The sequence below is a fragment of the Arsenophonus sp. PmNCSU2021_1 genome (genome assembly GCF_036919435.1).
Taxonomy (GTDB): domain Bacteria; phylum Pseudomonadota; class Gammaproteobacteria; order Enterobacterales; family Enterobacteriaceae; genus Arsenophonus; species Arsenophonus nilaparvatae.
On record NZ_JAZHPL010000007.1, the window covers coordinates 172,016 to 197,893 of the forward strand.

Annotated in this window: 18 protein-coding genes and 6 pseudogenes; 12 read left to right on the forward strand and 12 right to left on the reverse strand. The window is 33.1% G+C overall.

Translation table 11 applies throughout. From position 1 onward, the window contains the following. The first annotated feature begins 213 nt into the window (after positions 1–213). From V3224_RS18350 to yciA, 4 genes and pseudogenes are all read left to right on the forward strand, one after another. A complete protein-coding gene (locus V3224_RS18350) occupies positions 214–528 on the forward strand; it encodes a BON domain-containing protein (protein WP_334472075.1) in 315 nt (104 codons plus the stop codon). Positions 529–860: 332 nt separating this feature from the next. Beyond that, a complete protein-coding gene (locus tag V3224_RS18355) occupies positions 861–1,616 on the forward strand; it encodes a YciC family protein (RefSeq protein ID WP_334472074.1) in 756 nt (251 codons plus the stop codon). A 340-nt stretch (positions 1,617–1,956) separates the two neighbouring features. Beyond that, entirely contained in the window at positions 1,957–2,493 is a 537-nt protein-coding gene (locus V3224_RS18360; RefSeq protein ID WP_032114988.1) for a septation protein A, read from the forward strand. A 69-nt stretch (positions 2,494–2,562) separates the two neighbouring features. Continuing rightward, a pseudogene (gene yciA / locus V3224_RS18365) lies at positions 2,563–3,001 on the forward strand (acyl-CoA thioester hydrolase YciA). 58 nt (positions 3,002–3,059) lie between these two features. On the opposite strand, the gene V3224_RS18370 reads toward yciA, so the two are convergent. Next, on the reverse strand, positions 3,060–3,773 hold the full coding sequence (locus V3224_RS18370) for a TonB family protein (protein ID WP_334472180.1): 714 nt from the start codon (positions 3,771–3,773) through the stop codon (positions 3,060–3,062). A gap of 449 nt (positions 3,774–4,222) precedes the next feature. Between V3224_RS18370 and cls the strand changes: the two genes are divergently transcribed. Then, the gene (cls, locus tag V3224_RS18375) at positions 4,223–5,683 is read left to right on the forward strand and encodes a cardiolipin synthase (RefSeq protein ID WP_334472181.1); all 1,461 of its coding nucleotides are present in this window, start codon (positions 4,223–4,225) and stop codon (positions 5,681–5,683) included. 501 nt (positions 5,684–6,184) lie between these two features. Here the strand turns inward: cls and V3224_RS18380 are convergent. Continuing rightward, the gene (locus V3224_RS18380) at positions 6,185–6,829 is read right to left on the reverse strand and encodes a YchE family NAAT transporter (protein WP_334472182.1); all 645 of its coding nucleotides are present in this window, start codon (positions 6,827–6,829) and stop codon (positions 6,185–6,187) included. 498 nt (positions 6,830–7,327) lie between these two features. On the opposite strand from V3224_RS18380, the pseudogene adhE reads away from it, so the two are divergent. After that, a pseudogene (gene adhE / locus V3224_RS18385) lies at positions 7,328–9,501 on the forward strand (bifunctional acetaldehyde-CoA/alcohol dehydrogenase); the annotation flags it as partial. Between the two features lie 27 nt (positions 9,502–9,528). On the opposite strand, the pseudogene V3224_RS18390 reads toward adhE, so the two are convergent. Further along, a pseudogene (locus tag V3224_RS18390) lies at positions 9,529–10,403 on the reverse strand (IS982 family transposase). A 118-nt stretch (positions 10,404–10,521) separates the two neighbouring features. Here V3224_RS18390 and V3224_RS18395 point away from each other — a divergent pair. Together V3224_RS18395 and V3224_RS18400 are read left to right on the forward strand one after the other, a co-directional pair. After that, positions 10,522–10,932 (forward strand): annotated as a pseudogene (locus tag V3224_RS18395) (bifunctional acetaldehyde-CoA/alcohol dehydrogenase); the annotation flags it as partial. Positions 10,933–11,050: 118 nt separating this feature from the next. Continuing rightward, positions 11,051–11,923, forward strand: a complete 873-nt coding sequence (locus V3224_RS18400) for an IS982 family transposase (RefSeq protein ID WP_334467716.1) — start codon at positions 11,051–11,053, stop codon at positions 11,921–11,923. Positions 11,924–12,207: 284 nt separating this feature from the next. Here the strand turns inward: V3224_RS18400 and V3224_RS18405 are convergent, their stop codons facing one another. Further along, a complete protein-coding gene (locus V3224_RS18405) occupies positions 12,208–12,837 on the reverse strand; it encodes a thymidine kinase (protein ID WP_334472183.1) in 630 nt (209 codons plus the stop codon). Positions 12,838–13,454: 617 nt separating this feature from the next. Here V3224_RS18405 and V3224_RS18410 point away from each other — a divergent pair. Then, positions 13,455–13,868, forward strand: a complete 414-nt coding sequence (locus V3224_RS18410; RefSeq protein ID WP_334472184.1) for an H-NS family histone-like protein — start codon at positions 13,455–13,457, stop codon at positions 13,866–13,868. Positions 13,869–14,717: 849 nt separating this feature from the next. Here the strand turns inward: V3224_RS18410 and galU are convergent. Together galU and rssB are read right to left on the reverse strand one after the other, a co-directional pair. Beyond that, on the reverse strand, positions 14,718–15,626 hold the full coding sequence (gene galU / locus V3224_RS18415) for a UTP--glucose-1-phosphate uridylyltransferase GalU (RefSeq protein ID WP_334472285.1): 909 nt from the start codon (positions 15,624–15,626) through the stop codon (positions 14,718–14,720). A gap of 352 nt (positions 15,627–15,978) precedes the next feature. Continuing rightward, complete coding sequence (rssB, locus tag V3224_RS18420) at positions 15,979–16,995, reverse strand: two-component system response regulator RssB (RefSeq protein WP_310510858.1); 1,017 nt, start codon at positions 16,993–16,995, stop codon at positions 15,979–15,981. A 681-nt stretch (positions 16,996–17,676) separates the two neighbouring features. On the opposite strand from rssB, the gene purU reads away from it, so the two are divergent. Continuing rightward, positions 17,677–18,525: a formyltetrahydrofolate deformylase gene (gene purU / locus V3224_RS18425; RefSeq protein ID WP_334472286.1), complete on the forward strand. Its 849-nt coding sequence runs from the start codon at positions 17,677–17,679 to the stop codon at positions 18,523–18,525. Positions 18,526–18,874: 349 nt separating this feature from the next. On the opposite strand, the gene V3224_RS18430 is transcribed toward purU, so the two are convergent. Beyond that, positions 18,875–19,066: a hypothetical protein gene (locus tag V3224_RS18430; RefSeq protein WP_334472185.1), complete on the reverse strand. Its 192-nt coding sequence runs from the start codon at positions 19,064–19,066 to the stop codon at positions 18,875–18,877. Positions 19,067–19,346: 280 nt separating this feature from the next. Between V3224_RS18430 and V3224_RS18435 the strand changes: the two genes are divergently transcribed. Beyond that, positions 19,347–19,688: a RidA family protein gene (locus V3224_RS18435; RefSeq protein WP_334472186.1), complete on the forward strand. Its 342-nt coding sequence runs from the start codon at positions 19,347–19,349 to the stop codon at positions 19,686–19,688. 103 nt (positions 19,689–19,791) lie between these two features. On the opposite strand, the pseudogene V3224_RS18440 reads toward V3224_RS18435, so the two are convergent. From V3224_RS18440 to zwf, 5 genes and pseudogenes are all read right to left on the reverse strand, one after another. Then, positions 19,792–20,364, reverse strand: a pseudogene (locus V3224_RS18440) (lytic polysaccharide monooxygenase); the annotation flags it as partial. Between the two features lie 518 nt (positions 20,365–20,882). Then, on the reverse strand, positions 20,883–21,329 hold the full coding sequence (locus V3224_RS18445; RefSeq protein ID WP_334472187.1) for a hypothetical protein: 447 nt from the start codon (positions 21,327–21,329) through the stop codon (positions 20,883–20,885). Between the two features lie 749 nt (positions 21,330–22,078). Then, entirely contained in the window at positions 22,079–22,411 is a 333-nt protein-coding gene (gene mdtI / locus V3224_RS18450) for a multidrug/spermidine efflux SMR transporter subunit MdtI (protein ID WP_063655586.1), read from the reverse strand. A 64-nt stretch (positions 22,412–22,475) separates the two neighbouring features. Beyond that, complete coding sequence (gene mdtJ / locus V3224_RS18455; RefSeq protein ID WP_334472188.1) at positions 22,476–22,823, reverse strand: multidrug/spermidine efflux SMR transporter subunit MdtJ; 348 nt, start codon at positions 22,821–22,823, stop codon at positions 22,476–22,478. A gap of 425 nt (positions 22,824–23,248) precedes the next feature. Continuing rightward, positions 23,249–24,724 carry a glucose-6-phosphate dehydrogenase gene (gene zwf, locus V3224_RS18460; protein WP_334472189.1) on the reverse strand — a complete coding sequence of 492 codons (1,476 nt, stop codon included), beginning with the start codon at positions 24,722–24,724 and terminating at the stop codon, positions 23,249–23,251. 341 nt (positions 24,725–25,065) lie between these two features. Here zwf and hexR point away from each other — a divergent pair. After that, positions 25,066–25,833 (forward strand): annotated as a pseudogene (gene hexR / locus V3224_RS18465) (transcriptional regulator HexR); the annotation flags it as partial. Positions 25,834–25,878: the final 45 nt, after the last annotated feature.

Here is a 25,878-nt window from a genome sequence, read left to right on the forward strand (position 1 = left end):
AGCGAAAATGGTAGTTTGTCTTGCTATTTTGTAATTACTAATTATCGATTCTAATAAACTATTGTAATTAACAAGTCGCTATCGATACCAGCTATTCATTTGTAATTTATTTATATTTCATCAATAATCAGTATATTGACTGCGATGAAATTTTCATTTAGCACTCATATACGATAAATAAAAATAACCCTCGTATTAATGGAGAATTGAATAATGAAATATCTTAAATCAATGACAGCGCTCTGTACCGTGCTATTTATGGCATTATTCCTTTCTGCTTGTGCTCCAACAGCAAAAACAGAAGGAACTGGTGGATATATTGATGATACGGTTATTACAACTAAAGTGAAGACAGCATTATTGGCAGAAAAAAACTTGAAATCAACGCAAATCAATGTTGAAACCTTTAAAGGTCGTGTGCAATTGAGCGGTTTTGTCAGTTCGCGTGCCGACGCTCAGCGTGCAATTCAAGTAACACAAGGTGTAGCAGGTGTAGAATCAGTCATTGATTCGATGAAAATACGATGATTGTTTTACTTTTCAGCCCCAATATAGGGGCTGAAATAAATATAATTTATCGCCATTGGCTCCTCAAATCAGATAATAAAATAATCGCTTTTATCACCATAAAGTCATTACTATATCAATTATTAAAACCAATCATTACATTGTTATATTCAAAATTACTATAATATAAATATCACTCTATTTTTAGTATTTTATCCTTACTTATAGAATAACCACAAAATTTACTGATATAGCAATAGCTTTACCATAGAAAAGCTATACGCTCTCTTCACTGTCAGTTACAATATACAATTAAAATGTGATGATAAAAACCAGTTATAGGAGCAGTTTTCATGTCCATTACGGCCAACTCACTTATCAGCGATAGCTTTAATTTTTTTAAAAATCAGCTGAGCGGCCTTTTTATCCTGTCATTCATTTCAGCTACCATCAGTCTAATACTTTATTATTTTCTGGTTCCCATCGATGAAATGGCAACCATTGTCAAAACCCTTGGTGGTCAAAATGACTCAACTTCACTTTTAACCTGGGTAAGTCAATTATCTGATGAAGAAAAATCGATAATGATGAGAGTCTCACTACTCTCATTGGCTGCGGTTTTTATCGGATTAATATTATTAGTTTCTTCAGTAGTTACTTATTTGTCAGAATTCAGTACCGGCAATAGCATCAGTGCAGGGCAAGCTTTTGTGCTTTCGTTACGTATATTACCTAACATGTTAATTTTGTTAGTTATATGCACAATTATAATTTATTTTGGCTTTATGCTATTCATCTTACCCGGTATCATTTTAGCTATCGGTTTTTCCTTATCACCCATCATCTTAATAACCGTCAAAAACATTATGCCGCTACGAGCCATGAGTCAAAGTTGGAAAATAGCATTTCGTCATTGGTGGTTAATTCTAGCAATTTTATTACTTTGGCTAGCATTGCAAATGTTACTCACTATGCTACTTGGACAATTTCGTTTTTTACCGAGTATGGTGAATAATATTATCTCTTTTACATTGAATAATTTATTTACCTCTTTTACATTGATCTATTTTTTCCGCCTTTACATGTTAGTTGGAAAAACAACAAATTAACCAAATAAAAATACCACGGCTATTATTTACCATTAGATGGCGTGGTAAAAATTTACTATTAACTTAAACAATTAAACATTAATTACAGAACCAACGTGCTGACTCAAAATTGCACTGTATTGGTAATAACAAGTTAATTACTTCAATATATTAATAGTGAATTTTATTGCTCAGTAGATAATTTTATTGATAAAAATATACACCTACTCACTGTGTAACATTATTATCAAATAAGGTAATATAATATAAAACAAATTGGCAATAGGATATTTTATAATTTATTAATCAAATAATTATAAAAATTCATATTTACTCGAAAAGGATCAGGATAAGCGCCCTCATGAGACAACTATTAGATTTTATTCCTCTCATTGTTTTCTTTATTGTATATAAAAAAGTAGATATTTTTTACGCATCTGGCGCATTAATGATTGCCACCGCTTTATCGATGCTAGCCATTTATCTTATCTACAAAAAAATTGAAAAAAGTTCGTTAATTACTTTAGTCATCGTGATCATTTTTGGTGGACTGACGTTGATTTTCCACAGTGATCTTTTTATTAAATGGAAAGTGACAGTTATTTACGCTATTTTTTCATTAGCACTGTTAGTCAGCCAATATTTTACCCAAAAACCATTAATCCAGAGAATGCTGGGTAAAGAGATCCATTTAGCTGATGAGATTTGGCATAAATTAAATTTATCATGGGCAATCTTTTTTGCTATCTGTGCACTAGTAAATATTTATGTTGCCTTTTGGCTACCTCAGGATGTCTGGGTTAACTTTAAAGTTTTTGGTTTGACCGCGGTCACACTAATATTTACAATACTTAGTATGGTGTATATCTATAAACATTTACCTAAAGAACAAAAGTAATTGATATGATAACAACGGATACCTACTTCCAGCAGGTATATTGTGGCAAATAACAGAAGTAAATTTTTCATGACACAACAACAATTACCACAAGGAGAATTAGTTCTCCGTACATTAGCAATGCCGGCCGATACAAATGCTAATGGTGATATATTCGGCGGATGGCTAATGTCACAAATGGATATTGGCGGTGCAATTTTAGCAAAACAAATTGCACTTGGTCGTGTTGTTACTGTCGCCGTCAATGGGAGCACGTTCCAAAAACCAGTCTCAGTCGGCGATGTAATTTGTTGTTATGCTCGCTGCATTAAAACAGGTAACACCTCTATTACCATCAATATTGAAGTTTGGGTCAAGAAAGTTTCCAGTGAGCCAGTAGGCCAACGTTATAGCCACCGAAGCCATTTTCACTTATGTTGCTGTTAATGAGGATAATTCTCCCCGTTGTTTACCTGAAGAAAAACGTCATTACCAATTATCTAACTCTGATAACGTATCTCCCAATTAATCTATTTTTAAAGGCCAATTTACCTTGGCCTTTAAGCAAGCTTTATGACTAAAGCAATTTAAGAAAGATTAATTGAACCATCGATTTTAAACAGGAATGTCTTTTTTAATCCCTTAGCCGGAATTTTTTCATAATACCAACGATTCATTGCCCGCTTAACTTCACGTTCGAACAAACCTCTAGGTGATGAATCAACTACTTCTAAGTTAACAACTCTACCATTTTCATCAATATCATATAGAACATTAACATAACCTTCTTTACCGAGTTTACGAGCGCGATCAGGGTAATCTGGATGTTGAATTCTTAATGCTCTGGGGCCATCTATAGCAATTGATGAGGAAGCCATTTGATTAGTCTGCTGATTGTTATTAACACCAACATGATCATCGCTTGCTAATTTGCTCACGACATTAGCTTGTGATTGATTTGACTGTTCGGTAATAGTTTTTTTAATATGATTTTCTACTAACTGCTTAGATTTAGAATTTTGTTTAACGATCGATTTTTTTTGCGTGACCTTTTTTTTCATAGGTAACGCCAGTTTGGCTTCAACATCAGGCTCTATTTTAGGCGCGATTTCCGTTACTGGCTGTTTAACATTTACCGACTGGTTAATATCACTAGGTGCAGCTAAAGCGACCATGGTTACTGACATAGATTCAGCTGAGGAAGCTGATAATGTAGGCTGTAATAAAAACCAAGATACCGCTAACGAAGCATGAAGGAATAATGATAAGGCAATAAATGATGCCGAACGGATCCAACGCATGAGAAAATTCTTTCTTAAAATAAGCAAATTAAATAAGCTCTATTCTAAATGCAAATAGCAATCATATTCAATAAGGATAGCCTGCTAAGTTTAAAAAAGTATCTTGTTGACAATAAAATTAGCTAATGATCTAGTTTTTTATTAATAATATCAACATAGTAATCCATAAAAGCAAACCAATTATTAACATATTTAATTTATTTAAAGTAACCAAGCTTAGCATTTGAAGTGTATAATAATAAGTGACTATTTAATCTGACAAATTAACATTCATGGATATAGCAAAAAAAATATAAAAATAATTAAAATATTCATAAAATACATTAAATTACTTTCACTTAAGCTAAAAATCGTACTTTTCATATTCATAACAAATTTTATTTTGCTATAGTGAATAACCAGATAATCAATAATATCGAACCAACTCTAAGATAGGAACATCTTTGCCTATGGCAACCCTCTATATACTATTAAACTGGGCTGTGCTTTTTCTGTACTGGCTAATGATTGCCACGGTTACTATACGCATTTTATTAAAACGCCGTCCGGTGACTTCTGCCCTAACCTGGCTATTGATTATTTACATCATCCCACTAGTTGGCGTTATTGCTTATCTGGCTTTTGGTGAGTTACACCTTGGCAAGCGACGAGTAATTAAAGCAAAGAATATGTGGCCTTCAGTCGAAACCTGGCTTGAAAAACTCAAACAATCTAAACATATTTTTTGCAAAAGTAATAGCCGAGTGGCAGAACCTTTATTTGAACTCTGCGAAAAAAGACAAGGAATTGACGGCGTTAAAGGAAATAAAATTCAACTTTTAACCAATTATCAAGACGCTTTAAATACCATTATACGCGATATTAATTCAGCCTATTACAATATCGAAATGGTATTTTATATTTGGCAAGACGGAGGGTTAGTTGATGAGGTTACCGAAGCTCTGATCAATGCAGCAAAACGTGGTGTAAAATGCCGAATTATGATTGATTCTGCCGGTAGCTGGTCTTTTTTTCACAGCCATCAACCAAAAAAAATGCGTGAAGCCGGAATAGAACTAATAGAATCACTAAAAGTAAATTTGTTCCGCTTTTTTCTACGACGAATGGATCTACGCCAACATAGAAAAATAATTATTATTGATAATTATATTTCCTATGTTGGTAGTATGAATATGGTTGACCCTCGCTTTTTTAAGCAAAATGCCGGTGTGGGACAGTGGGTAGATATTGTTGTTCGGATGGAAGGACCAGTCTCAACAACCCTTGGCATTGTTTATGCATTTGATTGGGAAATGGAAACCGGTCAACGCATTCTTCCTCCTCCTCCAGACACCAATATTATGCCGTTTGAACAAGCTACTGGACATACAACTCAAGTCATTGCTTCAGGGCCTGGCTTTCCGGAAGAATTAATCCAGCAATCTTTAATGACCGCAATTTTTTCTGCCCGCAAACAGCTGATCCTTACCACACCCTACTTTGTTCCCAGTGATGATCTCATCCATGCTATTTGCACTGCAGCGATGCGGGGTGTCGAAGTGTTAATGGTCATTCCTAATCGGAATAATTCTTTTTTAGTTCGTTGGGCAAGCCGAGCGTTTTACTCTGAATTGTTAGAAGCGGGCGTTAAGATCTATCAGTTCAATGATGGGCTTTTGCATACTAAAAGCCTATCTGTTGATGGTGAGTTAAGCTTAATTGGGTCTGTTAATCTAGACATGAGAAGCCTTTGGCTTAATTTTGAAATTACTGTTGTAATTGATGATAAAAGCTTTGGTAGCGATCTAATATTAGTTCAATATGATTACATTGCTCGCTCTACACCTTTGATGCAGAAGAATTGGAATAAACGCCCATTATGGAACCGTGTTATCGAACGTATTTGCTATTTTTTTAGTCCATTATTGTAATATTTTTATAAAATTATCAGCGCCAAAAAATTATTTTTGTTAAATTAAGCCAATACTAATAAATCAACCAATAACATTTATTTCCCATAATTGTCAGATAATGATATTCATATATACACCTTATTTATAAAAATAAGGCTAATTTTTATAAATAAGGCTGCACATAGTTAATAACAAAATTAATTCATTGAGCAGATTTCCAGCACCATAACTTGCCTTTATGTATTATAATCAAGCGGATTAGCTAACAGGAAAAATTTCAATTTTAAATTATTAATTACCCTATTAGACCATAAATTAAAATGGATATTGCTATTGCAATCCTTAGTAAAAAAGTGTTTTTTAGCCTATAGAAATTGATTTTATGATGGATTAATAATTCATAAAACTTACAATTATTAGATAAATAAATTTATTAATATAGGTTTTATGACAATATCAATATCCTAAAATTTTATGAATACGTTATAAATATCACTGAGTTATGATGTTATTGCTCGTTTAAAGTAATCCTGGGAAAACAGATTTAGTGCCTGTAATGATAAACTCAATTCCAAGTAACATTAATAATAATCCCATAATACGAGTAATAACACTAATTCCCGTTTGACCTAAATATTTAACGAGAATTGTTGCTGAGCGAAAAAGTAACCAACAACACAAAGCAAAAAAGATACACGTTAGCGATAGACCAACTAAATTTTGCCATCCTAACCAACGAGAAGACCAGACAATACATGAACTAATTGCTCCAGGCCCTGCGATTAATGGTAATGCTAAAGGAACAACTCCAATACTATCACGAATGGCAGTTTCTGATTTTTCCTGTTTATTCTGCTTATCTTCACCTATTCGACCACTAATCATAGACATAGCAATGGCTGCAATAACTATTCCGCCAGCAATACGGAAAGAATCAATAGAGATACCAAATAATTTTAAAAAAACCTCTCCCACCAATAACGAAATACATAAAATAATTGCCACAGAAAAATTAGCCACTAAATTAGTGCGGTTTCTTTCTGTCACAGATTGATAATTAGTCATACTAATAAATACAGGCAAAATTCCTATCGGATTAACTAACGCAAAAAGACCTAAAAAAAACTTAATATAATTAGGAAGATCCAGTAAAGTACCAACCACAATTGAGTCCCTCAATCAAATATTAACGCTTAGCTAAAAATTAATTATTCAAAACAAATAATGTTTAGCCTAACAGGGAAAACACTTTATCTTAGCGTAGCATACTTATCTAGCTAAAATTCAAAAACTAATTCAATAACAAAATAAGCTTCTAAATTAAATACCATACAAAATTTTGCTAACTTAATTCTTCAATATTTACTTATATTGCTAATTGAAATTATGCTTATATAACTTATTACTGAATTGATTCATTATGCACTTTTTTTGATAAAGATCACTTTAGCGCTATTTATAAATGGTAAGCTATATATCTATTGAGTTCTCATAAATATAATGAGCGTTTTTACTTATTTTTATAATGTGAATTTTTTAAGTCAATTAGCTTACTAAAAACAAATTAGCACTTATATAATATGACACTTCATATTTAATTATATTGCTCCTAATCTAGGCTAATTGACTAAAAAAATTTAACATTTATTAGGAGTAATCTTTATATCTGTAACTAATGTTACTGAACTCAATGAACTTGTCGTGCGTGTAAAAAAAGCACAACAACAATTTGCAAATTTTACCCAGGATCAAGTTGATAAAATTTTTCGTGCTGCTGCTGACTCTCGCATTCCTTTAGCAAAATTAGCAGTTGAAGAATCTGGCATGGGAATTATAGAAGATAAAGTGATTAAAAATCATTTTGCTTCGGAATATATTTATAATGCTTATAAAGATGAGAAAACTTGTGGCATTCTGTCCGAAGATCTTACTTTTGGTACTATCACTATTGCCGAACCTATTAGCTTAATTTGTGGTATTGTTCCAACAACTAATCCTACATCGACAGCCATTTTTAAATCTTTAATCAGTCTAAAAACGCGTAACGGGATTATTTTTTCCCCTCACCCTCGCGCTAAAAATGCCACTAACAACGCCGCCAAAATCGTATTACAAGCCGCTGTTGCTGCTGGTGCACCAAAAGATATCATTGGCTGGATAGATGAACCCTCGGTCGAACTTTCAAATGCATTAATGCACCACCCTGATGTTAACCTTATCTTAGCAACCGGTGGACCTGGTATGGTGAAAGCAGCTTATAGCTCAGGAAAACCTGCCATCGGTGTAGGTGCAGGTAATACACCTGTCGTGATTGACAGTTCTGCCGACATTAAACGTGCAGTTGCTTCAATTTTAATGTCAAAAACTTTTGATAATGGTGTTATTTGCGCGTCAGAGCAATCAGTTATCATTGTGGACGAAATTTACAATCAAGTGCGCGAACGTTTTGTCACTCATGGCGGTTACTTATTAAAAGGTAAAGAGCTTAAAGCAGTACAAAACATTATTTTAAAAAATGGTAATTTAAATGCGGCTATTGTTGGTCAACCAGCGGTAAAAATTGCTGAACTAGCCGGCATACAAGTGCCGTTAAACACTAAAATTTTAATCGGAGAAGTAAAAGCCACAGATGAGAGCCAACCTTTTGCCCATGAAAAACTCTCACCATTACTTGCCATGTACCATAGTAAAGATTTTGCTGATGCCGTTGGAAAAGCAGAAAAATTGGTTGAGATGGGTGGTATTGGCCATACTTCATGTCTTTATACTGATCAAGACAATCAAACTGAGCGAGTTAATTATTTCGGCGAGAAAATGAAAACCGCACGTATCTTAATTAATACTCCGGCATCACAGGGTGGGATTGGTGATCTTTATAATTTCAAATTGGCTCCTTCATTAACATTAGGATGCGGCTCGTGGGGTGGAAATTCTATCTCTGAAAACGTGGGTCCTAAGCACCTAATTAATAATAAAACAGTAGCGAAAAGAGCAGAAAATATGTTGTGGCATAAACTTCCTAGTTCTATTTATTTTCGTCGTGGTTGCCTACCATTAGCGTTGGAAGAAATTGCTACTGACGGTGCTAAACGGGCTTTTATTGTTACTGACAGTTACTTATTCAATAATGGTTATGTTGATGAAGTCGTTAATGTATTGAAGACTTTTAACGTTGAAACTGAAGTATTTTTTGAAGTTGAAGCCGATCCTACGCTGAGTATTTTCGTAAAGGTGCCGCTTTAATGCATACCTTTAAACCAGATGTGATTATCGCTTTAGGCGGTGGCTCTCCTATGGATGCAGCTAAAATCATGTGGGTAATGTATGAACATCCTGAAACCCATTTTGAAGAGCTTGCTCTACGTTTTATGGATATTCGTAAACGTATTCATAAATTCCCTAAAATGGGTGTTAAAGCCAAAATGGTTGCCATCACCACAACATCAGGTACAGGCTCAGAAGTCACGCCATTTGCTGTTGTTACTGATGATGCTACCGGCCAAAAATATCCTTTAGCCGATTATGCAATTACGCCAAATATGGCAATTGTTGATGCCAATCTTGTTATGCATATGCCGAAATCACTTACAGCATTGGGTGGACTAGATGCTATCGTCCATGCATTAGAAGCTTATGTTTCAGTTCTGGAAAGTAAATACTCTGATGGACAAGCTTTACAGGCTTTAACGTTGTTAAAAGAGTATTTGCCAACCAGTTATCTGAATGGAGCGAAAGATCCGATTGCCCGCGAACGGGTGCATAATGCAGCAACCATCGCTGGTATTGCTTTCGCTAATGCTTTTTTAGGTATTTGCCACTCAATGGCCCATAAATTAACCTGAGTTCGGGATAAGCATTATCAATTATACTTGAAGATACGTACCTGCAACAGGTATCTTTGGTTTAGATGGCATTAAACAATATGCAACCAGTCCGCCTAATAAATTCACTACAAAGTTAGCCGGAGAGCGATGTCGCGTATGCTCTATTTGACAAAGATTTTTTAACTCATCAAATACCGTTTCAATGACAGAACGATGACGCAAGATGGCTTTGTCGAAACAAGTCTGTTTAATAGGCTTCATTTTCTTCTTGATATTCGTTATAAGGCTAATTCCCATCGTTTTGAGTTGCTGTTTCAGTGAAGCCGATAAATACCCTTTATCTGCGTACAAACAACCAGAAAGATCCTTTGTCAGCTCAGGCAATGGTTTCCGATCATCGGTGTTTCCTGGTGTGAGTCGAAAACTGAGTATTTCCCCCAAATGATTGATAATTACATGAAGCTTGAAACCAAAGAACCAACCTGTTGAATTTTTTCCCCGTTCAGCTATCCCATTGAAGACTTTATGTCTGCGGATCCGTAAGTTATCACACACCGCTATCGGAGTAGAATCGGCAACACCGATAGCCCCGTGCATTTTCCCTTAATTGACTCAAACAGTGCCGTTAACGCTAAGGCACTACGCGGAAGTAACTCTACACAGCGTGAATAGGATGGCAAGTTAGGAAATTCCTTCCGGAGATATAAGCGGACATAATAGAGATAAAATACCTTGAATTGCCTGAATCGGAGTTGATGAAACAACACAACCAGTGTCATCATTTCCGCCAACGAAAGCTGAGTAGACCGTCTACGACGCTTAGTACCGTTAGTCAGCAAATATTCATGCATTTTTGGCTCGAAGTCTTTGCAAAAATCATCCATCAGGCAATAAAGTTCAGTAAGATTTTCCATAATTGTTTAACAATGCTCTACTCTTTAACCAGACTGTTAGAGTATTTTAACAAAACAGGCTCATTCAACTATTTGAATATCAAGACTTTCTCTTTATTTCTTATCCCGAACTCAGGTTAAATTAGGTTCCGAATTTCATATACCCCATGGTTTAGCCAATGCGCTGCTAATTGAAAATGTCATTCGCTATAACGCTAATGACAATCCAACAAAGCAAACCGCATTCAGCCAATATGCTCGCCCTCAAACTCGTCGTCGCTATGGTGAGATTGCCGATCACTTAGGACTAACCTCACCAGCTGATCGCACAGCTAACAAAATTGAAAAACTGCTTAATTGGTTAGCAACACTTAAAACTATGCTCGGTATCCCCAAATCTATTCGTGAAGCTGGGGTCGCAGAAAAGGATTTCTTAGCTAAAGAGGATAAGTTATCTGAAGATGCGTTTGATGATCAATGTACTGGTGCGAATCCTCGCTTTCCATTGATCGCTGAACTAAAACAAATTATGTTAGATTCATACTATGGTAACCTGAGTTCGGGATAAGAAATAAAGAGAAAGTCTTGATATTCAAATAGTTGAATGAGCCTGTTTTGTTAAAATACTCTAACAGTCTGGTTAAAGAGTAGAGCATTGTTAAACAATTATGGAAAATCTTACTGAACTTTATTGCCTGATGGATGATTTTTGCAAAGACTTCGAGCCAAAAATGCATGAATATTTGCTGACTAACGGTACTAAGCGTCGTAGACGGTCTACTCAGCTTTCGTTGGCGGAAATGATGACACTGGTTGTGTTGTTTCATCAACTCCGATTCAGGCAATTCAAGGTATTTTATCTCTATTATGTCCGCTTATATCTCCGGAAGGAATTTCCTAACTTGCCATCCTATTCACGCTGTGTAGAGTTACTTCCGCGTAGTGCCTTAGCGTTAACGGCACTGTTTGAGTCAATTAAGGGAAAATGCACGGGGCTATCGGTTGCCGATTCTACTCCGATAGCGGTGTGTGATAACTTACGGATCCGCAGACATAAAGTCTTCAATGGGATAGCTGAACGGGGAAAAAATTCAACAGGTTGGTTCTTTGGTTTCAAGCTTCATGTAATTATCAATCATTTGGGGGAAATACTCAGTTTTCGACTCACACCAGGAAACACCGATGATCGGAAACCATTGCCTGAGCTGACAAAGGATCTTTCTGGTTGTTTGTACGCAGATAAAGGGTATTTATCGGCTTCACTGAAACAGCAACTCAAAACGATGGGAATTAGCCTTATAACGAATATCAAGAAGAAAATGAAGCCTATTAAACAGACTTGTTTCGACAAAGCCATCTTGCGTCATCGTTCTGTCATTGAAACGGTATTTGATGAGTTAAAAAATCTTTGTCAAATAGAGCATACGCGACATCGCTCTCCGGCTAACTTTGTAGTGAATTTATTAGGCGGACTGGTTGCATATTGTTTAATGCCATCTAAACCAAAGATACCTGTTGCAGGTACGTATCTTCAAGTATAATTGATAATGCTTATCCCGAACTCAGGTTATGGTAATAATTTTACTGAAGAGAAAAATATATTTCTGCAAACAGAGGAAAAAAGTCATCTAGTAAAAGAATCTACTTAATAAACATTTTATTTGTAACCATTTATTTAATAATTAGCACTGAATATATATTCGGTGCTTTTTTAATCGCAAAATATTTTACCAATCCTTATTTGAAAATAATTTAAAACCAAAATAGTTATTTTACGTAATTAATTTTCATTTAAGAATAATAATCTAATATGGGGAGTTAAAAATTATTTAAATGGAACAACGGAAAAAGGTTTTTCACCCGCCTCAATACATTTTGTGTGATTGATTGCATCCATATAATGCCTACGACAGACTGAGATATATTTTTCATTACCACCAATTTCAATCTGTTCTCCCTGATAGACAGCAAGCCCATTATCATCTAATCGCAAAACCCTACTTGCTTTACGACCACAATAACAAATGGTTTTTAGTTCAATAAGTTTATCTGCCCAAGCTAACAGATAGTTACTGCCAATAAATAACTCACCACGAAAATCTGTTCTTAATCCATAACACAAAACCGGTATATTGGCATAATCAACAATTTCACAAAGCTGACTAACTTGCTCTTTAGTTAAAAAGTGACACTCATCAACAAGCACCCAATGAATTTTTTGACAGCTATTTTTTTCTTTTATTAATCTCCCCATATCTGTCTGTTGCGAAAATAATATTGCATCTGCTGCTAAACCAATTCTGGAGGTTACTTTACCTTGAACAAATCGGGTATCAATCTCAGCGGTGAAAATAAGCGTATTCATTCCCCGTTCATTATAATTATATGAAGACTGAAGTAGTGAAGTTGATTTACCAGCATTCATTGCTGAATAATAGAAATAAAACTGAGCCATTAGCCCTTTCCTCTTACCTATTTAGACAAATATTTTGAAAGTTTACCACATACATTATCAAACATTATTTTTCATTTCATTTGATTATAAATATTGATAACTAACATAACAGATTTTTTAGTAATGTTTATAGTCATGAAAAAATTCGTATGTTTAAATGTCACGCTCTACAAACAACATCTTTATTTTAACAAAGTATGTGATAAGAAAAGATTATTAATAGCTAACATTCATCAAAAAACTTAGATACCCAGTAGTGATAACTCAACAAAAGCTTAATAAGCAAACTCTTTTACACATATTAAGTAAAAATTTAGTTTATGTTACATACCATAAAGTTGAATAAAAATAAAAAACATCATCTTTACATCTGAATGAAATTCAAATATAAAAGCAGTTCTATCATTTTGGTATAGATTTTTAAGTATCCAGGGTATCTAATATAAGATATATAATATTTTTACAATGAAAGCTTATATTGCTTTTGCAAAGAAGTTTAAGTTTAAAAAAACAATAAATTTAACCTTATTTTGTAACTTCACTATTGCAGAAAATAAAATAGCATTCTATTATTAGTAGACATCAGCCAACATTCATTTTAATTCGAGACCAGGAAAATGAGCGATTCATTGAAATATTTTAAATCATTAAATAACATTCGTACCTTACGTGCGATAGCAAGAGAAATGCCGTTAGAATCATTGCAAGAAATACATGATAAATTTAATACCGTTGTAGATGAACGTCGTGAAGATGAAAATCAAGCGAGAGCACAATTAGAAGCTCATAGTCAAAAAATTGCAAAATATATTAAATTGCTGGAAGGAGAAGGACTCAGTCTAGATGATCTAGTTACTGCAAAAACTCCTTCAAAAACATCTAACCGTACTAAGCGCGCAGCAAGACCGGCTAAATTTCAATATAAAGATGAAAATGGTGAAATCAAAACCTGGACCGGCCAAGGTCGCACACCTGCTGTCATCAAAAAGGCACTAACGAATGGTAAAAATATGGATGATTTTTTAATCTAAATATCCTTTCCCTACTTTAAAAATACCCTTTATATAAAGGGTATTTTTATTACACATATCATTAACATTTATTACACAATAAATAACCAATCTTAAAGGTCTAAAATATATCAAAGCGTAAAACTCTGCTCGCTAAGATAAATACTTAATACATTTACATGCCAGCCACTTTTCACTAATAACTAACCATACCTTTTCCTATAATAAAGAAACCGACATAAAAATGTACAACTTCTATTAATATAAATATTTTGTTATCAGCGATACACCATGTAATGTAAACTTTTGTTGTCTAAACATTTCAAATTATTCCTTCAAGAAATAGTATCGTTGTTTTTTATTGCCATAAAATCATGCATTCAATGTTCATTATTAGACTTCTCTCTATTTTATTTTGTTAGAGAGGTTGTTAAATTTCATTCTATTCATTATGAAAAAATTTACTATAGAAATAATAAACAGATTACTTTATAAACAAAAAAATAAACTGCTAATCTGATACAAGCTAAATCAATTAAATATAATTACTATACTTTTTTATCATAATTATGATCAGTGTTAACGTAAATATTATTGATAGAAACTCACGCGCCAACACAAGAAATTTTAGCTAGCAACTAAAGTGATATATGATCAGCAAAATCAAATTATTATTATTTGAAATAGTTTGTAATATCTCCGTTTAAACAACATCCTTGCCTACTTATATAATTAATAAATCTCATTTTAATTTTACGCATAAATAGAACTTGTTAAAATAAATTTGTAATAACAAATAGGCAATTTTGTATAAAAATACCATGCAGATTTTTTTATTGATTTGAATCAAATTTATCGACAATTAGCAATCTAAGATATTTTTTTTACCCACGCGGAAAACTCATCACCTAAAAATTCATGCTGCATACCATATTCAACAAATGCTTTCATGTAACCCAATTTATTACCGCAATCATGGCTTTTACCTTGTAAATGATAGGCTTCAACAGGTTCTCCTTCTATTAACATTTCAATCGCGTCAGTTAACTGGATTTCATCGCCTGCCCCCATTGGTGTTTTCTCTAATAAAGGCCAAATTTTCTCTGACAATACGTAACGCCCCACGATAGATAAATTAGATGGTGCCAGTTCAATTTTAGGTTTTTCAACAACGCCTTTAATAATTTTGCTTTCACCGGCTTTTAATTGATAACTGTCACAATCTACAACACCATAATTGGATACAGACTCCTTTGGTACCGGCTCAACAAGAATTTGGCTGGCTGATGTTTCATGATAACGCTTCAGCATCGCGGTTAAATTATACTGTTTCAAATCCGAAGAATATTGTTCAATAACTACATCCGGTAAAACTACAGCAAAAGGCTCCTCTCCTACCAAGGGTTTTGCACATAAAATGGCATGTCCAAGCCCTTTTGCGATACCTTGTCTCGTTTGCATAATTGTGACATGACTTGGGCATATGGATTGTACATCATTTAATAATTGCCGTTTAACGCGCTTTTCCAAAATTGCTTCTAATTCAAAACTGGTATCAAAATGGTTTTCTATTGAGTTCTTTGAAGAATGAGTGACTAATATAATTTCATGAATACCAGCAGATATACATTCATTTACTACATACTGAATAAGTGGTTTATCCGCTAAAGGTAACATTTCTTTAGGGATCGCTTTGGTTGCCGGCAACATGCGAGTTCCTAATCCGGCGACAGGAATAACAGCTTTGCTAACTTTTTTTTCCGCTTTTTTTAATTTCATTTTTTCTACCAAGTTACCTAAATACAACACGAGTTTCGCACCAATAAAAAAACGCTCTATTTTTAAGTTTAATTCAGCATAATATGTAAATAGATAAAACCTTATAAATTAAATATAACTTATTGTAAATTAAGTAAATTTATGCATTTCAGTAACTTGCAGATTAATCATTACTTTTAAGCCATTTCTAGAATTTTATAGGCCTGTGCGAAACTCGTGTACAATATACTAATGAAATGTGATAGACAGATTTTCAACAACTTTTGTGGCGAGTATAGCAGTAAAATGTACCAAATAAATAGCAAACTAGAGAAAATTGGCCTAGGTTAACAATCATGTAAAAAGTAAATAATTATAATATTTCTACCAATGAATTAAACATTAAAGTCATTCGATGTTTATGATTCCATATTTTACATTGCCAATCTATTCCTTTTTCCATTATTTGCTGATAAGCAATTGATTGTAAGCTACCCAATGGTGCACTTGATGACAATTCGACTTCTTTATTCTCGGTTTTTAATTTTACATTAAGTCCTGCTGAAGCTAATACAATTGTTTTACTTTCAGTATGAAAATAACCTAATAAAATTGGGAATTGTCCTTTAATACCTAAATCCATTAATAAAGTGTTTATTTGCTCAAGCATTTCACTAATATTAAATAATTTGTTTGATTGGCTATTAAGATAAGTTTGCAATAATTCATTAAATGCAACTCTAAGTAATAATGCAGCCATAACGCCATCACCCGAAGAATACTCAATATCAAGGCAATAAAAACCTATTTGTTTATCAGAAAGTTCTGCCAAATCAAATAATAATCCAATTTTATTAATATCTTTTAGCTGCCGATAATTAATTTTATAATTTGCTAGTGTTTGATTTACTTTGGGTTGTAGCTCAAGTAAAACTGGCAAAATATCATGCTTTTCGTGCTGGATCATTTGCTGAATATGAGAAAGCTCAGCAGATAAACGAGTGGTTGTTTCTACAATATCTGGATACAAATTACGGATAATCGTCTCTTTAACATCATCAAAATCAACAATCGGTTTTAATAATGCATCTTTTACCCCAAGTCGCAGCATTCTATCCAAATCACTAATTCTATTTGTTCCTGAAATAACAATAACTGGAATTTCACACTTCATTTCCACCAGTTTCTGCATTAAAGTCTCACCACTCATCACAGGCATGCTTAAATCACATAAAATCAAATCAAGATGCTCAACAGCATTAATAATATCTAACGCCTCCTGCCCATTGCTGGCTGTATAAGTAATCACATCAAATGATTTAAGGTAATTTCTCAATACAGAGCGAAAAACCACCTCATCTTCTACAATTAATATTTTCTTCCCTTTCATATGCCAGCCTTACATTACATAAAATGCCATTGACGATATTATCTTTTTAGAAAATAGTACTTATGATAGAACAAATATTTTACGGATTTACACTTAAAGTTATATATTTTTTTGTATTGAAATATATAATTATTTTTCATTTATTGGAATCAATTGGTTACTTTTATACAGTTATTGTAATTAGAAATTACTTTCTTAATTTTGTTCCTTTTTTCTTTAATCAAAATTATCTTATGTTTTTTCATCCTGAATCTAACAACTAAAAAACTATTTATTACTTTATTATCAATATCTAAAATTCAAATCAGTAAACCAAAGTAGATAAATGATCAATAGCACTGAGGATGATTCAGTCACTATTGAGTAACATTATTTACCCAATTAAAAGTGAATATAAAGATAAAAATGAACCTTTGTTAAAGTTTTCAGATAAATTAATCATAAATAACTCATATTTATCTATTATAGCGCTTGTTTGCTTTTAATTAATCAATATTCCAAATGATAAAAATGTGATTTACAATAATAAAAAGATGTTTTTTTAAATAATTTTAATGAAATTTTGAAAAAACCATTGCCATAACAGTCCTAAAAGCGTCAGAATTGCCACATTTTATCGTAACAAGATTAAAATTTCCTATTTTGCGATATTTGTAACAAAAAAATTTGAAGGAAAAGACCATTAATGCAACAAGATACAAAAAAAAAATTCTTCGCACCATCTGCCCTGATGCAAAAGGGTTAATCGCTAAAATCACAAATATTTGTTATAAACATCAATTAAATATTATTCAAAATAATGAATTTGTTGACCATCAGACGAACTGCTTTTTCATGCGTACTGAACTTGAGGGTATTTTCAACGATAATACATTATTAGCTGATCTCGACGATGCTTTACCATCAGGGTCTAAACGTGAATTAAGTACAGCAAATCAACGACGCATTGTTATTATGGTAACCAAAGAAGCACACTGCTTAGGTGATCTATTAATGAAAAGCGCCTATGATGGTCTTGATGTGGAAATTGCTGCTGTAATTGGTAATCACGAGACATTAAGATCACTCGTTGAACAATTTAATATCCCATTTCACTATATTAGCCATGAAAATCTAACCCGAGAACAACATGATCATCTATTAAAAGAACAAATTGACCATTATAATCCTGATTATGTGGTTTTAGCAAAATATATGCGCGTACTTACGCCTGATTTCGTTCAACATTATCCCAATAAAATTATTAATATCCATCACTCTTTTTTGCCAGCTTTTATTGGTGCAAAACCTTATCATCAAGCTTATCAACGTGGTGTCAAAATCATTGGAGCAACGGCGCACTTTGTCAATAATGATCTCGATGAAGGCCCTATTATTACTCAGAATGTGATTAACGTTGATCATAGTTATACTGCTGAGGATATGATACGAGCAGGTAAAGACGTTGAAAAAAATGTCTTAAGCCACGCTTTATACTGGGTATTAGCACAACGCGTTTTTGTTCATGGCAACCGCACGATTATTCTTTAACCTATCCTATATTTAATAAAATAGCCTGACTTATTTTAAAGGTAATTATTATACAGAGTACATAATATTACCTTTAAACAATTATAATTATTTATCATGATAAATGATTATTTATTATTAACTATATTTAAAAAAAACTGACATCGTTATTACATTTAAATTTTACCTAATGAACTAATGAGCAAGGATAACACTTCTGACTAATCGATTAAATATCAAATAGATAGGTACTTAGAGCAGTTAACGCTTGCTCTGTCTATTCACTAGCGTAAACTCGCAAGTTACCAACCCTGTGGTTACTAGCATCAGATCAACCATAATTTTGCCCAATTTATATTTTACCTATTGATTAATATATTTTTTCAATTGCATCAATAAATCGATTCAAAATACTACCATGTGCTTTAGATTTATAAAAATAACAGCTATTTGTCATGCTAAGCTCATCTAGCGGTAAAAAAATAATGTCAGGTGTTGATTGACAGGTTTCGGGTAATTTATCGGTTAAACCGATGTAATCACCATTTTGTATTAATCCCACGAGTTTCGCACCAATAAAAAAACGCGCTATTTTTAAGTTTAATTCAGCATGATATATAAAATAGACAAAACCTTATAAATTAAATACAAATTATTGTAATTTAATAAAATTTATGTGTTTTAGTAACTTGCAGATTAACCATTGCTTTTAAGCCATTTCTAGAACTTTATATGCCTGTGCGAAACTCGTGATTATATTAAATAACCTATTACCATGACAAAAAATAGATTTTAGTAGACAATATAGCCATGACTTTATATTTAAAAAATTAGGAATAACAATGTCTATTCAATATATTGATCCAGAAAATCGCTGGTCAGAAGCTACCATATTTAACAATACCCTCTATTACACCAGCGTTCCTGAAAATCTTGAAGGTGATATTCATCAACAAACAACCAGCGCTTTGCATGCTATTGATAACATTTTAGCTCGCGTCGGTTCAAATAAAAGCCGTATCCTTGATGCGACTATCTTTCTCGCTGATAAAGCGGATCTGGCGGGCATGAACCAAGTCTGGGATAGCTGGGTTGTCGCTGGTAAAGCCCCCGTTCGCTGTACAGTACAAGCAATTTTAATGAATCCCAAATATAAAAAGTTGCCGTTACTGTCGGTTCGGTAACAACGGGCTCGCCAGGTTGGCTGGTTCCTGTCACTGTCGGTTCTGTGATAACCGGTTCGGTAGGTTGTTTGTTATCATTATCAGAAAAAACCACATCTACCACTTGATAAAAACTATTGCTGGTATCAGCAATCTGCCAAACGCCATAAATTACATGATAACCGGTACGATCTTCAGGTACTTTACAAGTCATAGTAACGTCTGATTTTGGTATTGCTCCATAATCGTATTGGGAGCAGAAAGGTCCTAAATCAAATGACAAACGTTCTAAAGGTACGCCACTATTCCAACCATTTTTAGTGATATAATAACGCCAGTTTGCTGTACTATGTCGAGCGGTAAGATGCCATAAAAAATCATTGTTTCCTACTTGCATTTCAGTTTTATGCCATCTATCTTTACCCGCTTCGTCTAATTTACTAAATCTTGCAATACCCCCACTAGCTAATTTATCATCCTTAGGGAAATTCTCGTTGTCAGGAAATCCGGTGCGTTGTTCTACACTTTGCGGTTCATATTTTATATCACCACAATTTTCATTTAATGCTTTTATTTCGTTTTTTTTCTTTACGCATTTATATGCCCGGCTTGCAGGGGATTTTATATATCCATGAGCCAATAGATTTGAAGATACAGTTAATATCAAGCACATTATAATAAATTTTTTTAATTTCATAGGTTTTTCCTATTTAAACATTAAATTAGTTAAATATATTAAATAATAATTTTTTCAAAATTATTATTTGCTAATATATTGCCTTTAAAGTTTCAAAAGAAATCCCTATAAAACACACAGCTATAAAATATTATATCTATAATAAAAATTCTATTATGGATTTTTATTTAATTTATAGAAGAAAATTTTTCCATTTAATTACATTATAGACTAATTATTTAAATCCTGATCATTAATACTATTTTTCCTAATTAAACAGTTACTATTACTAAATTTATTACTAGGTGATTGTTATTAGCGTGATAATTAGCTCGTTGATGGCATAATTAATTTATTGCATTAAATTAATTTAAATCATCTGCTGATATAATTAGTAAAATTGACAAGCTAAATAAAATAAATCCTAGCCATTATAATAACATTATACTTTATGGCCAGGATTAATTATTATGCCAATTGGTTTTTTATATTGTTATAACATTGAATATACTTATTTCATTAAAAATAAATTATCTGTTTTAACACGCTGTTATTGTCATTAAAAAATTCCAGGTAGGATCTTCATCGCTACCTTCAAACAGTGGAGCTAAATCAAGTTTAAGTCCACTATTAGTATCGTATTTGAAATCAATAATTTCAACTTTACCAGTGTTTTTATTTTTTGCAGAGGTATAGCTGCCAGTAATTAAGTTATTACCATTAGGATTATATTGTGTACTAATAGCAAAATCGAAAGATGCAGGTTTTCCGTACTCAATACTAAACAGTTTAATTTTGATTGGACCGTTATCTTTTTTGGGCTGGGCGAGGAAATCATGTCCAGGTTCATCAATACCATCTCTATGTATTTTTACGTTAAATCCTTGCCAAATATTTAAGGCATTATCATAAACTGCCATACCTACATTATAGTGTTTAAAATTATTATTGCTAAATTCTTTTACTTGCGTATATATTTTTTCCATCTTTAATATCCTATTATTCATTTATTATTAATTTTATATGTAAGTTACAGAGTAATTTAAATCGTTTATGATATTCAATTTCATTATTTAAATCACATATTAATTATATTATAAATAAAAAGTTATAAAACATATTATTGCTTATATTTTTGGAATATAAATAAAGAAAAATCTCAGCCTCATTTATAAAAAATTTTAAAATAAAACTAAATATTATAATAAAATCCCATTATTATTTTTTATAAATATTGAAATATAATCCTACAGTTAAGCATTTGGAATTAGATATAATGCTAAATATAGGTCATATATCATATTGAAATAATAGCAATTACTGTGACTAGCTATTATCATATTAAAAAAAGGTTTGTTACTAAATAGGTAGAATAAACAATATTTAAATTTGACATCTGCTGAAACATAGAAAAATATTTAGCTTAAAAAATTGGGAATAAATAATTAAAAATTATTATATCAGTAAACAATTCAAATTTTAACGATGCAATTAATATCTGACAAAACAGAAAATAGTCTATTAAATCTGCATAAATAATCGGCCTGCTGTTATCCTCTCGCAACTATGCGCCAACACTGAGTGTTAGGCATGAATTAATACAAATAACCCATCATGGATGGGGTTATTTATGGTTAAAAAAGGGTCGATACATAGAGGGCGGTAAAAATAAATCCTTTATTTTATTCTATTAGCCATTACTAATCAGTGTTATGTCCTAGCATCTGAAATACAATTATGCCAGTTTGATAACGACCATCCCGGTAATCAATAAAATAATACCGCCCCAACCTTTATAATTTAGCCGTTGATTAAACAAAATCCAACCGGCGGCAACCGTGGCTACAACACCAAAAGCCCCCCAAAGTGCATAAGCTATCGAAAGCTCAATACCTTTCACCGCTACTGCTAATGCACTAAAAGCACCTAAAACGGCAATTAAAGATAATACACCTATCCACAGTCGCTTAAATCCATTTGATAACTTTAAAAAAATATTAGCCACTATTTCTAAAATAACGGCCAGAAATAGAAAAGCACCATGCCACCATTGATATTCCGCTAACATATTATGCCTCCTTAACAACTTTAGTCATTTTATTTAATGGCCTTTTTGGCATAATTTTTTTTCCCTATTTTATCGAATGTAGTGTGCTAGTTTTTTTAGTACCCGATTTTATTAGCGCTATACCCACAATAAGTAACGCTAATCCAATAAGTTTCATTGGTGTTAATGATTCATTAAATAACAAAACACTAAATGCTGTTATAAAAATTACCCCAATACCTTCCCAGAGAGCATAAGCTACTCCAAGAGCAACTTTTTTTACTGCCATTGCCAATAATATATAAGATGAAGCAATCATAAAATACATTACCAATAAGCCAGTCATATCACCGCTGACGCTAGAATACTTCATTGATAAAGTACCAATGACCTCTGTGACAATCGCTGATGCTAAAAATATCCAATAAATCATTATATTCCCCTGTTATTGGCAATCATCAAAGCAATAGATAAATACCTAAATTGGTAATAACTAAGTGATGATTTAAATTAAAAGCCCATTTACGGTAAAACCGATTAGCAACAGGAGACGCTACAATGCACCACACCAGTGATGTTCACTAGAAATAATAGATATTTTTAATAAGAAAAGATGATAGCTACTACGTTGATTTTTGACGATTTTGGCGCTACACATGATATTTTATTCATGCATCACACGGCCAATCCGTATGATATACTATGAATCCTCACTATTGATATAATAAATACAAAGCTATTTATATCATAGCCATTGTATTTACTCAAATAATTATAATAAATTCCAGCTAAAATGCAAAAAGCTACCAAAATAAGGGTAATAAACCTAAACACATTACCCTATTACGTAGACAAAAACTATTCGAACTCATTCCATGAACGACCATCTTTGGCGATCATCACATCAGATTCCTCAGGTCCCCATGTACCCGCCTGATAAAGTTTAGGTGGCTGATCATCCTTTGCCCAAGCGTCCATAATAGAATCCACGCATTTCCAAGCTTCTTCTACTTCATCCCGACGGACAAACAGAGCTTGAATGCCACGCATAGCTTCTAGTAATAAACGTTCATATGCATCAGCCAAATGGATTTGATTAAATGTTTCAGAAAAACTCAAATCTAATCTTGTCGTCTGTAAATGATGTTTATGCTCAAGGCCCGGCGCTTTGTTTAAAATTTCAATATCAATTCCTTCATCAGGTTGTAATCGAATAGTTAATTTATTTTGTGGTAGATCCTGATAAGAATCAGAAAAAATATTTAACGCCGGTTTTTTAAAATAAATCACCACTTCAGAGTATTTTGCCGCTAATCGTTTGCCAGTTCTTAAATAAAATGGCACGCCAGCCCAACGCCAATCATCAATGTCAACTCGAATTGCTACAAAAGTTTCCGTTTTACTGGATTTATTTGCCCCTTCTTCCGCAAGATAGCCAGCCACTTTTTTGCCTTGAATAGAGCCTGATGTATATTGACCTCTGACAGTTTTTTCATGTATATTACGGTAATCAATCCGACGTAATGAGCGCAATACTTTAACTTTCTCATCTCGTATGCGATCTGCAGTTAAATCCGCAGGCGGTGACATAGCAATCATAGTCAAGATCTGTAATAAATGATTTTGGATCATATCGCGCATCTGCCCAGCTTGATCAAAGTAACCCCAGCGTCCTTCGATACCAACCTCTTCAGCAACTGTGATCTGTACATGATCAATCGTTCGATAATCCCAATTATTAATAAATAAAGAGTTGGCGAAACGTAAAGCTAATAAATTGAGTACTGTTTCTTTACCTAAATAGTGATCAATACGATAAATCTGCCTCTCTTTAAAATACTTAGCAACCTCATTATTTATATCTTGAGAAGAGACAAGATCACTGCCTAATGGTTTTTCCATAACAACCCGGTTGGGCTTTTTATTGAGGCCAGCATGGCCTAAGCCATGGCAAACCGCACCAAAAGTCGTTGGTGGCATAGCAAAATAATATATAGCGGGTTTACTATCACCCTCAAGATATTTTGCTAGTGAATTAAATTTGTTCAGATCCTGAACATCTAAATTGAAAAAATCAAGGCGCTTACTTAATTTTTGCCATAAACTGGGCTCGATTTCCTCATTTAGGAAAGTCTCTAACGCATCTTTAGTTTCTTTTATATAGGCGGCAGCATCCCATTCAGCCCGACCAATACCTATAATACGCGTATCAGGATGAATATAGCCCATTTTTTCCAATTGATAAAGGGAAGGCAATAATTTGCGGCGAGCCAAATCTCCTTTTGCGCCGAAAATAATTAAATTACATGCCTGAACAGCTTTATTAATTGCCATGATGTGGGATTCTCCTTAAATACCAATTCTATAGTGCTATGATAGCTTCAATCGAGAAAATAAATGTACCTTTTTGACTCGACCAGGTAAACAAAGCCACGATATTTTATTTTGCTCAAAAAATAATTCGCAACAAATTTGATTAGTTATATATAATTTTTAATTCTTCATATTTATTAAACTAAAATGCAAAGTAAATTAGACGCCCGTCATATTTTTAATAAAAATTCAGTTAATAACTTCCTTTTTTTCATTACTGACCTAACAACGCGTAGTATATTTTGACTTAAGTAACAAGATTCCCCCTTTGGCAATATTAGTAAAACGGGTAGCTTTTCAGTATGAACACATTAGAACAAATAAATAATAACTTTGAGTATTTCAGTAAATCAGAAAAGAAAGTTGCCAATTCAATCCTTGAAAGCCTGCAAAAAGCGATTCACCTTTGTATTGCAAGCCTAGCTAAATTGGCTAAGGTGGGCGAACCCCCTGTAAATCGTTTTTGCCGTAGAATAAATACCAAGGGTTTTCCTGATTTTCAATTACAATTAGCACAAAGCCTCGTCAATGGAGCATCCTATGTTAATCGTTTGGTTGATCAAGATGATACTGTCAGTTGCCATACGCAAAAAGTTTTTGATTCTGCCATCGCGCAATTAGGTATTGTAAAAGATAACCTAAATACCACAAACATTAATCGTGCTATCGATCTATTAACCCAAGCAAAGAAGATCCCTTTCTTTGGTTTAGCTTCTTCAGCAGCAGTTACCCATGTAGCTATGAGTAAATTTTTTCGTTTTTATATCCCAGTGCTCTATTTCGTTGATGTCATGATGCAACACATATATTGTATTAACTATCGCTATGGTAACCTTGTGATTTGCATTTTGCCTACTGGGCGCACGCAAAACTTGGTTGAACAAGCTAAAGTTGCTAAAGCCAATGATGCTATAATCATTACTATTATTACCGCTAATTCCTCTCTGGCACAAATCGCTTCCTTATCTATCGCAATTACTGTACCTGAATATACCAATATTTACATGCCGATGGTATCACGACTAGCACAGTTGACATTAATAAATGTGCTAGCAACTGGCTTTATTTTAACCTGAGTTCGGGATAAGAAATAAAGAGAAAGTCTTGATATTCAA

Bases quoted from the DNA above. Each gene is read 5' to 3' on its own strand.
- V3224_RS18350 (WP_334472075.1), top strand. From the start codon at position 214: ATGAAATATCTTAAATCAATGACAGCGCTCTGTACCGTGCTATTTATG.
- V3224_RS18355 (WP_334472074.1), top strand. From the start codon at position 861: ATGTCCATTACGGCCAACTCACTTATCAGCGATAGCTTTAATTTTTTT.
- V3224_RS18360 (WP_032114988.1), top strand. From the start codon at position 1,957: ATGAGACAACTATTAGATTTTATTCCTCTCATTGTTTTCTTTATTGTA.
- V3224_RS18370 (WP_334472180.1), bottom strand. From the start codon at position 3,773: ATGCGTTGGATCCGTTCGGCATCATTTATTGCCTTATCATTATTCCTT.
- cls (WP_334472181.1), top strand. From the start codon at position 4,223: ATGGCAACCCTCTATATACTATTAAACTGGGCTGTGCTTTTTCTGTAC.
- V3224_RS18400 (WP_334467716.1), top strand. From the start codon at position 11,051: ATGGAAAATCTTACTGAACTTTATTGCCTGATGGATGATTTTTGCAAA.
- V3224_RS18405 (WP_334472183.1), bottom strand. From the start codon at position 12,837: ATGGCTCAGTTTTATTTCTATTATTCAGCAATGAATGCTGGTAAATCA.
- V3224_RS18410 (WP_334472184.1), top strand. From the start codon at position 13,455: ATGAGCGATTCATTGAAATATTTTAAATCATTAAATAACATTCGTACC.
- galU (WP_334472285.1), bottom strand. From the start codon at position 15,626: ATGAAATTAAAAAAAGCGGAAAAAAAAGTTAGCAAAGCTGTTATTCCT.
- rssB (WP_310510858.1), bottom strand. From the start codon at position 16,995: ATGAAAGGGAAGAAAATATTAATTGTAGAAGATGAGGTGGTTTTTCGC.
- V3224_RS18435 (WP_334472186.1), top strand. From the start codon at position 19,347: ATGTCTATTCAATATATTGATCCAGAAAATCGCTGGTCAGAAGCTACC.
- V3224_RS18445 (WP_334472187.1), bottom strand. From the start codon at position 21,329: ATGGAAAAAATATATACGCAAGTAAAAGAATTTAGCAATAATAATTTT.
- mdtI (WP_063655586.1), bottom strand. From the start codon at position 22,411: ATGTTAGCGGAATATCAATGGTGGCATGGTGCTTTTCTATTTCTGGCC.
- mdtJ (WP_334472188.1), bottom strand. From the start codon at position 22,823: ATGATTTATTGGATATTTTTAGCATCAGCGATTGTCACAGAGGTCATT.
- zwf (WP_334472189.1), bottom strand. From the start codon at position 24,724: ATGGCAATTAATAAAGCTGTTCAGGCATGTAATTTAATTATTTTCGGC.